Source organism: Methanobrevibacter oralis (genome assembly GCF_001639275.1).
In the GTDB taxonomy this organism is placed as follows: Archaea; Methanobacteriota; Methanobacteria; order Methanobacteriales; family Methanobacteriaceae; genus Methanocatella; species Methanocatella oralis.
Genome location: NZ_LWMU01000033.1, coordinates 42,591 through 51,478, shown reverse-complemented (window position 1 = coordinate 51,478; position 8,888 = coordinate 42,591). Strand labels below are relative to the sequence as shown.

Sequence of the window (8,888 nt, the reverse complement as noted above, 5' to 3'; positions counted from 1 at the left end):
ATCTGCATTTATTAAAAAAATAGCTAAAATTCTTAATATTGAGTTAATTAATCTCCCACCTTATTCTCCACACTTAAATCCCATAGAACAGCTTTGGAGAATAATGAAAAATATAATTCGCAATGAAAACCTAAAATCCAGAGAACATCTAAAAGAACTAGTCAAAAAAACCTTCAATGAAAATATTGAAAAGAACAATATTACAATACATTGGTGTGAAACATTTATATCAAAAGTTTAGTAATTAACTATAATTCAAAAACAAAGAAAAATTTGAATCAAAAAAATTACTTTTGGCGAACACCCATCATAAAAATCTTGAATCTGGATCATTTACACTTAATTACATCATTTTTTCCAGAATTCTTTAAGCTTTTCTTCGAGTGTTTCAAACTTTTTTGTAAATTTTTTTTTCAGGATTTTTCTTCTGGATTATTTTTAAGAGGTTTTTTTTTACTTAAAGCTCTCAATTTATCTTTGGTCTCCATCATTTTTTCAAAGCAGGATGGGACATGAAATTTTTTAATTTTTCATAGAATTTTTTTATTTTAAAAATTTTTTGCAATAATTTTATTTTTCAGTTGTTTTCTATTGTTTATTTCGTTGTATATTCTCTTTTTAAGTTGTGTCTTATTGTGTATAGTTTAAATTCTGTATTTAGTTGTTTTAAGTCTGTTGTTGTGAATTTTGTTAGGTTTATGTTTTGTTTCATGTTTGTAAATGGTAGTTTCTGCTGTTTTTTTTGAGCGTATTTTTGTAGATTTTTTTTGGTGGGGCTTTTGTGGTTTTCTATTTTTCTTTGCATTTTTATTTTTTTTTTGGGAAATGTTTTCCATAGTCACTGATTATTCTGTATCGTTGTGTTTTTACTGCAATATTTTTTGTACTGGGCAGTTTTTGCATTCTTGGATCCAATGTGTGATTCTTGTTTTGTTTTTGTATTGGTATTCGCTTTTTTTCTATAGTGGTTGACCAATAGGCAGATATAGGTCATCATTTTCGTGATCATAGTTGATAATTTATCTTTTGGAAAAATGGTTTTTTGGACAATTATTTACTATTTTTTTTCTTTTTTCTTGAGAGTTTTCGTGAGGATATGTAACCGTCAAGGTCCATGTTCTTTCAAGATATTCTGTGTTTTCATCTGTTGAATAGTCATTATCTGCACTTACTTGGTAATTAACAGGCATTTTCATCGTTATATTCCTGTTAAATTTGATTGTACTTGTTCCTATTAATGGAACAAGTTCGTAATGGTCTGTTGGATTGTATTGTTATGTATGATGCTAGGATTATTCCTTTATGTGAGTCTACAGCAATCTCTCCATTGTAATCCAAATTCCCCATTTTACCTCTTTTTTTTATTAATCATAAAAATCTTGAATCTGGATCACTTACACTTAATTACATCATTTTTTCCAGGATTCTTTAAGCTTTTCTTCAAGTGTTTCAAGCTTTTTTATAAATTTTTTCCAGGATTTTTTCTTCTGATTGTTTTAAGAGGTTTTTACTTGAAGCTCTCAATTTATCTTTGGTCTCCATCATTTTTTCAAAGGATTTTTTTTATTGATTTTCTCTTACTGTTTCTTGGAATTTTTCTTTGTTTGTTAATATGATTCAGGAACACTAATTTTTCCAGATTCATCGCCCAATTCCAAATCTTCTTCTTGATCCAATAATAATACTTTTCTTCCAAAGTGTTCTTTCCATGATTATTTTTTAATTGTTGTTCATCAGTTATATTTTTTAAAGATGTTTTTACTTTAGTTCCATCTAAAAATTAAATGGTGGATTTTATTCTTTTGCAAATCTTTAAAAGTTGTTTTAAAAGCTTCATCAATTAAATCAAGTATAATCCAATTTGAATCTTTAAAAATTGTCCCTATAAACTGGCTTTTGCATGCCTGCTAAAGTACATATAAGCAATATTCAGTTCTTGTTCTTCTCTCAATTAGGAGAAGACAATCCACCATCAAATAACACTCATCCAAACCAATCCTAAGCAACATTTCACGAGGATAAGCAGGTTCACCAGGCTTATCACGAAAAACTCCTTGTTAGCTTCGGAACAATCAATTTGATCAACAACATTTTTAATAAAATAACACGGATGACCTTCAGGAATCAAATTACTCAAGTCCATAGGCACCAACATAGTCTGATTAATAGTATCATCTTTTAAAACCATAAATAAAACAACCATAAATATTAATATCTATAATAAAAGATTATACTTCATAATATATAAAATTAAAGGAAAAATAAACGAAAAAAATTTTAAAAATTAATGAGAATCATGTCCCATCCTGCAAATCATATAAAAAAAACTTACGAAAAATCAAATTCAAATCTAAGAGGCACTTTCAAAAACTTAGGTGATTTCACTTTAAACAAGTCTTTTACTAAAAACTTTTTCCTGATATTTGGCTTTATTTTTATAATTTAAAGCTAATAAACCGTTTATTGTGAAATAATTTAAGTGCATAAATTAATCAAAAAATAATTTATCACTTAAGTTTTTGAAAGTGCCATTTTTTAACAAATTTTTAATAAGACTTTTGTCAAATTTTATATTAAGTGATTAATATGATTAATAAAGTACCAGTATTAGATTTAAAAAATGGTCAAGCTGTAAGTGGTAAATCTGGTCAAAGGGAAAGTTACACTTCATTAAATACTATTTATGCCCATTCTTCCAATCCTATTGAAATAGCTAGTGGACTTAAATTAAATGGAGCTTTAGAAATATATGTTGCAGATTTAGATTTAATAGATTCAAAAGGTCATAATATAAATGAAATTAAAATGATTAACACAATTTTACCAGTTATATTAGATGCTGGTGTTAAAAATATTGATTCATTTGAATTTTTCCTTGATTATGCTTATAAAATAATTGTTCCAACTGAAACTATCGAAAGCATTGATGAGATATATAAAATATTTGAAAAATATCCTAAAGATAGAATTGTAATTAGTGTTGATGTTAAAAACAATGAATTATTCTCTAAAAACCTTAACATTTCTATTGAAGATTTTAAAGATATATTATTAGAATTAGATCCATCTGAAGTTATTTTATTAGATATTTCTAGTGTTGGTAGTGAGAAGGGATATAATAAAGAATTATTAGATAAATTTGGAGGTTTAAAAGACAAATTAATAATAGCTGGTGGATTGAATAAAGATTCATTAGAAGAACTTGAAGAATTAGGAATAAAAAAAGTATTGATAGGTACTAGTTTACATTCTGGTGAAGTAAGTCTTAGATGAAGGCTCTTAATACAATATAAGGGAATATGCATGCAATTATAAATAATGCAATACCTAAACCTAATTTTGGTTTATTGTCATCTAATATTCCAGATATCACTAATAAGAATGAAAAAAATCCAAAAATTACCGGTAAGATGTGGGAAAATATTGTTGTTCCAACTACTGCCATAATAAATCACTACATTATTTATAAGATTATTAAATTATATAAACTTTTAAATTCAAATAAATAATTTATATTATGTATTCCAAATATTAGAATATATAGTACTAATTAATACAATTGTTATAATTTACAAATTGGTAAAATGGAGAGTTTTCATGGTAAAAGGAACTGATGTTTTAAAAGAAGGCTTCGCTAAAATGACAAAAGGCGGAGTTATTATGGATGTAGTAAATGCAGAACAAGCAGGAATTGCTGAAGATGCTGGAGCTGTTGCTGTAATGGCTTTGGAGAAAGTGCCTGCAGATATTCGGGCTGCTGGAGGAGTAGCTAGAATGGCTGATCCTACTATTGTTGAAGAAGTTGTAGATGCAGTTTCTATTCCTGTGATGGCTAAAGCTAGAATTGGTCATATTGCAGAAGCACAAATTTTAGAAACATTAGGTGTAGATATGATTGATGAAAGTGAAGTACTTACGCCTGCTGATGAACAATTCCACATAAACAAAAAAGAATTTACTATTCCATTTGTATGTGGTGCACGTAATTTAGGAGAAGCATTAAGGAGAATTGATGAAGGTGCAGCTATGATTCGTACTAAAGGCGAACCTGGTACAGGAAATATTGTAGAAGCAGTTCGCCATATGAGAATAGTAATGGGTGAAATTAGAACCATTCAAGGTTTAGAAGAGGAAGAGCTTTGGAAATATGCAAGAGATATTGAAGCACCAATTGAACTTGTTAAAAAAACTGCAGAATTAGGTAAATTACCTGTAGTAAACTTTGCAGCTGGAGGTATAGCTACTCCTGCTGATGCGTCACTTATGATGCAATTAGGTTCAGATGGAATATTTGTAGGTTCAGGAATCTTTAAATCTAATAATCCACAAGCATTTGCAAAAGCCATAGTTGAAGCAACTGCAAATTATGACAAAGCAGATGTATTAGCTGAAGTATCCAAAGGATTAGGCGAAGCTATGAAAGGTTTAGAAATGTCAAATTTAACAGAAGCTGATAGGATGCAAGATAGGGGAATTTAAACTCCTTTTACTTTTTTTTTATATGACACTTATTTGTATTGGTCCTGTAACTAAAGATTTAATCATCGTTGGCAGTGAAAAATCATTTAAGGTTGGAGGAGCAACTTATTTTCAAAGTTTTGTTTTTGAAGAGTATTTTAATGATTATTTGGCTATTGTAAATACCTCTTCAAAAGAGTTAATTAATGAATTTCCAGATATATCTAAAGTAAAAGTGCTTTTAAAAGAAGATACTCATTATTTTATAAATCATTATCCTAAAAGGGACAATTTGGACTTAAGACATCAATTAAGTAATTTCGCCAAAATTCCAATTTTAAAAAAGGATTTAGAAAATATTTTAAAAAACCTTAAAATTGATGCTATTGTGTTAAATCCACTAAATCGCTATGATTTTCCTAAGGATACAATTGAATATTTAAAATCATTTAATGTACCAATATATTTGTCAATTCAGGGATTTTTACGTTGTCCTCATGAAAAATTTAATGATTATTATACAATTAAGTTAAAACGCTTTGATGATTTAGATAATATCCTCTCAGGGATAAATGGGATATTTCTAGATGAAGATGAAGCAGCTATTTTAGGAGATGTTGAAGCATCAGAAATAGTAATTACAAATGGAAGTAAAGGGTCTAGGATTATTTCAGGAAATGAAATAAAAATAAAAGCTGTTGAATGCAGTCAAGTTGCAGATTCTACAGGTTGTGGAGATACATATATGGCTGCATATATTTCTAAAAGATTAAAAGGTGGAAATATTAAAGAATCAGGGGATTTTGCTTCAAAAATATCAAGTTGTAAACTTGAAAAATCGGGTCCTTTTTTGATTTCCTAATTTTAATATTATCTAAAAAAATAATTATCATTTAAAACTTTTGAAATTGTATTAATATTTAAGTATTAGTTATATTATTATTCAATTGAAATTATTTTTTTCTTAATTTAATTGGTGATTATTAATCAAATATATACTGTTTATGGAATTGGTCGTCATGGATAATGATTATTGGAGTAGAAATAATTGGAAATATATGAGTCAAATTGAACTTAAAAGGTTGGCAATTAAATGCTTTTTTATGGGTGAATTTTTCGGATTGATTTTCTCATTTGTAGTTTACTCTATTCTTAATGTTTTTTGGTCTATTTTATTTTTTATTTTAGGATCTACATTATTTTCCTTATATTTTTCAATTATATCTTATAAAAGAGATTGGTTTGATAATAAATTTGGATTTTTTTATTATAAAAATGGAATATTTTATAGAATTTCATATCAAGGAATTTTAATATTCATGGTTTCTATATCTATTGTACTGCCTTTTTTCATATTTCCTACAGCATTAATTCAAGGGAATATTTATGGTGCTTTTTCATTTAGTCTTTCAGCAGCATTTCCTGCAATTTTCATGCTTTTAAGATTAAATGTGTTTAGTGAAAAAATAACTATGGAAAATAATTTTAATGATGAAGATTCGGGATATATGCCTATTCCTTATTTTTTATTAGGTATTTCACTTAGCACTCATTTAATAGGCATATCTTTAATGCATTTGTTTGAAAGTATTTTTCTAAATAATAACTTTTTAAATAACAATTTATTGATTTTTATAATTTCATTATTAATTGTTTGTTTTAGTTTATCTCCAGATATTGCAAATAAAATCTTACCATTTGATCTTAAAACCACAGATGGTTTGTTAAAATTTTTTATTATATCTTTTAGTTTATTTGTAGGAGGTTTAATATTATTAATGCATTGTTATTAATCTATATTAAATTTTTATAATCTTCCCTTACTTTTATTACATGGGGGTGTGACAAATTTAAAACAATATGGGGTATTTTATATATCATTAGCGATTAGTTAAAATTAAACACATACTCAATGACCATACAATAGTATTTAGGTAAATTTACTAGATATATTTCTATAATGATGGATATAAGGTTGTAAAAGCTGAAGGTAAAAAATTGGAATTTGCTAAAGCTCATTATTCATTGGAATTAATTGTATTATTTCTAAAATTTGAAACTATGGAGGTAGTTGAGTTTTCGGTGAATATATGTATATTTGAACTTTCTAAAGAAGATCTATAAAATGGGATGATTTTGCATGTTTAAGGATAAAATTGTTGATTTTTATTTAGATAAGTCTCTTGCTTATTGTAGAATATTTAAAATTAAAAAAGCAATTGAAACGGTTAATAAGGCATTGTGGTTAGATAAAAATAATGTTGAAGCATTAATAACTAGGGGTTTTTTTTATTCCTGTCTTTTTGATAAGGAAACTTCTTTTAAGTGTTTTGATTTAGCTTTTAAAAATGGACTTAAATATCATGTTTATTTTCAAAAGGCAAGAGCTTGCATGAATTTAGATGAATATGATTTGGCACTAGATTACCTTAATAAAGTTTTAGACTATAATTGTGAAAATTTTGACACATTAAATGAAATTGGATTGTGTTACTATTTCTCTGAAAATTATGATAAAGCATATCATTATTTTAATAATCTTTTAAAAATCCAACCGGATAATGTTGAAGTATTAATTAATATAAGTGGTTGTTATTTAGAATTGGGTGATTTTGATCTTGCAATGGAATATGCTGATAAAGCATTAGACAAGAATCCTGATAATCTATTGGGACTTGCAAGAAAATTTCATATTTATATGGAAAATAACGATTATTCAAGTGCACTTTAAATTATTAATAAATGTATTGAATTAGAATCAATTTTACCAAGTTTAATTCATAAATATTCTCTTCTTGCTGATTTGGGAAGATATGAAGATAGTTTAAATGGTTTTGAACAAATCCCAATAAAAGAATTTGATGACTGGGCTATAATTCATTTATATTATTTTCATTATGGTCATGCTTTAGGATTGATGGGAAAATATGAAGATGCTATTAAAGTTTATGATGAATATTTAAATAATTACAATTTCCCAAAAGAAAAAATTCAAGAAGAAAAAGAAAAAATAGTCAAATTAATTTCTAAATAAGACTCATAAGAAAGGGATGATTTTGCATGTATATTAAGGATAGGATTGTTGATTATTATGTGAATAAATCATTGAATTACTATAGGGTATTTAAAAATAAAAAGGCTATTGAAACGATTAATAAAATATTAATATTTGATAAAGATAATGTTGATGCATTATCCTCTAAAGGTCTTTTTTATTCTTGTCTTTTTGATAAGGAAAATTCTTTTAAATGTTATGACTTAGTTTTTAAAAAAATTGCAAAGTATAGATTTTATTTTCAAAAAGCAAAAAAATGCATATATTTAATGGATTATGATTTGGCATTAGATTGTTTTAATAGAGTTTTAGACTATCATTATGATGATTCTGAAAAATTATTTGAAATTTCTTTAGGTTATTATTATTATTATTATTATTCTCGTGATTATGACTGTGCATTTCACTATTTTAATAAGCTTTTAAAAGAAAAACCAGAAAATACTGATTTATTAACACATGTTGGGAATTGTTATTTATATATGGGTGATATGGATCTTGCTTTAGAGTATTTGGATAAAGCATTAAACATCGATACAGATAATTCATTTACTATTCTAAGTAAATATTGTTTTAACATGGAAAAAGAAGATTATTCCAATGCTCTAATTGAAATTAATAAATATATTAAAATAGATGATTCTTTTCCTTTTTTGATTTATAAATATTCTCTTCTAGCTGATTTGGGACATTTTGAGGTAAGTTTAAAGGGGTTTGAAAGAATTTCAAAAATCAAACATGATAATGTAAAAGTATTTAATATTTATTATCTTTCCTATGACCATGCCTTAGAGGTAATGGGTAAATATGACGAAGCAATAAAAATTCATGATGAATATTTAGATAATTATAATTTTCTAAAAGGGAACATTCAAGAAGCAAAAGACAATTTAATCGAAGAGGTGTTTTAAATTATTATTAAAATTAATTACTTAAAAATGTATAATAAAGCATTTAATCAATTAGAAAAAGGAAACTATAAAAAATCTTTAGAAATATATGATTATTTATTAAGTAAAAATTATGAAATTTTTCATGTTTTAACATATTTGATTATTTTATATGATCATTTTAATGATTTGGATACTTTATTAAATAGGATTAATGAATTACTTTTAGATTCTAATTATGATTACAATATTTTATTATTTAAAAAAGGAAATATATTATATCTTCAAAATAAATACGATGATGCGATAGAATGTTTTAATGAAGTTTTAGAAAATGATCCAGATAATTCTGGAGCTAAATTTTATATAAAAAGAATAACAGGTAAAAGAAACAAATCAAAATTAAAAAAAATTATTAGCAATTTATGATAATTAGTCATATTACACTTTTATTTTCTTTTATGATTCTTATATTTATAGAATTC

Annotated in this window: 11 protein-coding genes; 9 read left to right on the top strand and 2 right to left on the bottom strand. The window is 25.8% G+C overall.

Annotated elements, in window-relative coordinates:
• Window positions 1–241 (top strand): transposase (locus MBORA_RS11410; RefSeq protein ID WP_211258395.1); only part of this gene is annotated, 241 nt, incomplete at its 5' end.
• 778 nt (window positions 242–1,019) lie between these two features.
• Here MBORA_RS11410 and MBORA_RS11035 read toward each other — a convergent pair.
• Entirely contained in the window at window positions 1,020–1,196 is a 177-nt protein-coding gene (locus MBORA_RS11035; RefSeq protein ID WP_248845827.1) for a hypothetical protein, read from the bottom strand.
• Between the two features lie 1,390 nt (window positions 1,197–2,586).
• Between MBORA_RS11035 and MBORA_RS00880 the strand changes: the two genes are divergently transcribed.
• Window positions 2,587–3,273, top strand: coding sequence for a HisA/HisF family protein (locus MBORA_RS00880; RefSeq protein ID WP_042694286.1), 687 nt, complete (start codon window positions 2,587–2,589; stop codon window positions 3,271–3,273).
• Here MBORA_RS00880 and MBORA_RS10130 read toward each other — a convergent pair.
• The gene (locus MBORA_RS10130) at window positions 3,266–3,445 is read right to left on the bottom strand and encodes a hypothetical protein (protein WP_081738406.1); all 180 of its coding nucleotides are present in this window, start codon (window positions 3,443–3,445) and stop codon (window positions 3,266–3,268) included. The genes MBORA_RS00880 and MBORA_RS10130 overlap by 8 nt on opposite strands.
• A 152-nt stretch (window positions 3,446–3,597) precedes the next feature.
• On the opposite strand from MBORA_RS10130, the gene pdxS reads away from it, so the two are divergent.
• The 7 genes from pdxS (at window position 3,598) to MBORA_RS00840 (ending at window position 8,832) form a co-directional block, all read left to right on the top strand.
• Window positions 3,598–4,479, top strand: coding sequence for a pyridoxal 5'-phosphate synthase lyase subunit PdxS (pdxS, locus tag MBORA_RS00870; protein ID WP_063720098.1), 882 nt, complete (start codon window positions 3,598–3,600; stop codon window positions 4,477–4,479).
• Between the two features lie 22 nt (window positions 4,480–4,501).
• Window positions 4,502–5,320 carry a PfkB family carbohydrate kinase gene (locus tag MBORA_RS00865; RefSeq protein ID WP_042694289.1) on the top strand — a complete coding sequence of 273 codons (819 nt, stop codon included), beginning with the start codon at window positions 4,502–4,504 and terminating at the stop codon, window positions 5,318–5,320.
• 157 nt (window positions 5,321–5,477) lie between these two features.
• Window positions 5,478–6,251: a hypothetical protein gene (locus MBORA_RS00860; protein ID WP_063720097.1), complete on the top strand. Its 774-nt coding sequence runs from the start codon at window positions 5,478–5,480 to the stop codon at window positions 6,249–6,251.
• A 347-nt stretch (window positions 6,252–6,598) separates the two neighbouring features.
• A complete protein-coding gene (locus MBORA_RS00855) occupies window positions 6,599–7,189 on the top strand; it encodes a tetratricopeptide repeat protein (protein ID WP_063720096.1) in 591 nt (196 codons plus the stop codon).
• A 72-nt stretch (window positions 7,190–7,261) separates the two neighbouring features.
• Complete coding sequence (locus MBORA_RS00850; RefSeq protein ID WP_042694297.1) at window positions 7,262–7,492, top strand: tetratricopeptide repeat protein; 231 nt, start codon at window positions 7,262–7,264, stop codon at window positions 7,490–7,492.
• A 26-nt stretch (window positions 7,493–7,518) separates the two neighbouring features.
• On the top strand, window positions 7,519–8,424 hold the full coding sequence (locus MBORA_RS00845) for a tetratricopeptide repeat protein (protein ID WP_042694299.1): 906 nt from the start codon (window positions 7,519–7,521) through the stop codon (window positions 8,422–8,424).
• Between the two features lie 27 nt (window positions 8,425–8,451).
• Window positions 8,452–8,832, top strand: a complete 381-nt coding sequence (locus MBORA_RS00840; RefSeq protein WP_042694301.1) for a tetratricopeptide repeat protein — start codon at window positions 8,452–8,454, stop codon at window positions 8,830–8,832.
• Window positions 8,833–8,888 lie beyond the last annotated feature (56 nt).